Origin of the sequence: Corynebacterium sp. HMSC30G07, assembly GCF_001806945.1 — a bacterium.
In the GTDB taxonomy this organism is placed as follows: domain Bacteria; phylum Actinomycetota; class Actinomycetes; order Mycobacteriales; family Mycobacteriaceae; genus Corynebacterium; species Corynebacterium riegelii.
Genome location: NZ_KV786479.1, coordinates 1 through 1,228, shown reverse-complemented (window position 1 = coordinate 1,228; position 1,228 = coordinate 1). Strand labels below are relative to the sequence as shown.

1 protein-coding gene is annotated in these 1,228 nt (G+C 57.4%); it reads right to left on the bottom strand.

The window, feature by feature from the left end:
• The coding region (locus HMPREF3104_RS10170; RefSeq protein WP_210386501.1) for a YPDG domain-containing protein at positions 1-1,228 on the bottom strand (1,228 nt) is incomplete at both ends.

Here is a 1,228-nt window from a genome sequence, read left to right as displayed (position 1 = left end):
GTGTTCTCCCAATCCGGCTTCTTCGCAGGCTCCTCAACCGTGACGGTAACGGTGACGTCGTCAGTCGAACCATCCGGGTAAGTCACCCTAACCGGAACGGTGATGTCAGTACCTGGCTGAGCATCTTTCGGAACCGTAACGGTGATCTCACCGGTGTTCACGTCGACCTTTGCGTCGTTCTTCGGAAGGTCCTTCTGGTTGCCATCCTTATCGGTGTAGGTCGGCTTCTTGCTCTCGTCCGGAGCAAACGTGGTGCCGTCCGGCTTTTTAGCACCCTTGTCGGAAGGCTCACCGTTCTCATCAGCTTCCTTGAACTCCGGCTTGTTAACCGTGGCCTTCTGGCCAGGCTGACCAGAACCAGGCGTGTACTCCGGCACAAGCTTGTCAGAGTGACGGTCGGTCGACTCAACGACGAAGCGTGCAGTACCAGTTGCGGTCGTGCCGTCCTTGTAGGTGACCTTCACCGGCACCTCAACGCTGTCCTTGTTGGCTGCATCCGCAGGGAAGGTTACGGAAACCTCGCCGGTCTTCGGATCAACCTTGATGGCATCCTTAGCGAAGCCCTCCGGAGCCTCAAAGCCCTTCGGCAGCTCGAACTTATTCGCTTCCTTGGAAGCGTCCTGGTTCTTCAGCTCTTCAGCGCTGAGCTTCTCAACGTCATCGGTCTCCGTGTTATCGAAAGTCGGAGCCTGGGACTTCGCTTCCTCGCCAGGCTTAGCCTTGGTCTCCTCGTAATGTGGCTGCCAACCGACCAGGACCGTGAACGCATCAGCAGCGATAGCCTGACCACGTGCCTTGGTCTCCTTGTTGACTGGGTACAGGTACGCAGTGAACGTCGTCGTGGACTCAACACCCGCGGTGTCAAGCTGGCAGGACGGAATGGTGCCGTTTGGCTGCGGATCCACCGGATCACAGGTCTTCTCAACCTTGCCGGTCTCCTGGTTTACCCATTCAATCTGGTACTGCAAACCATCAACCCACTTGCCTGGCAGGCCAGCAGTCTTGGTCTCAACCTTGGCTCCTGGCTTCGCAGGGTTCTTGCGCGTGTCGTACTCGAGCACATCGAAGACGACGTAGTCAGAGTAAATAACGTGGCGGTTCTCCAACAGGTAGTGCTCACCAGCGCCGTAGACCATGCCACCGGCCCACTTGCCCTCACCGTTGAACACGTACTGGCTACGCGGGAGGAAGGAATTGTTGTAGAACGGCGTGAACTGACCAAGACCCT